Annotated in this window: 1 protein-coding gene; it reads left to right on the top strand. The window is 71.2% G+C overall.

The features are described from left to right. A partial coding sequence (locus tag AAIR21_RS28105) for a TRAM domain-containing protein (protein ID WP_434682874.1) occupies positions 1 to 271 on the top strand: 271 nt, incomplete at both ends.

Here is a 271-nt window from a genome sequence, read left to right as displayed (position 1 = left end):
GACACATCCCGTCACGATCGAAGGTCTTGGCGCGCGCGGCGAGGGCGTCGCGCATGACGACGGGCGCACGCTCTTCCTGCCCTGGACCGTGCCCGGCGACGTCGTCGCGCTGTCGGGCGACGGCCGGATGGAGGCGCTCGAAACGCCCTCGCCGGATCGCGTCGCGCCTGTCTGCGATTATTTCACCCGCTGCGGCGGCTGTGCGACGCAGACCGTCGCCCTGCCCGTCCAATGGCGCTGGAAGCGCGATCTCGTCGTCGCTGCGCTGACG

Source organism: Enterobacter sp. PTB, assembly GCF_051130085.1.
Lineage (GTDB): Bacteria > Pseudomonadota > Gammaproteobacteria > Enterobacterales > Enterobacteriaceae > Enterobacter > Enterobacter ludwigii.
Note: the sequence above shows the minus strand (reverse complement) of the source record. Positions and strands in the feature narration are given on the sequence as shown.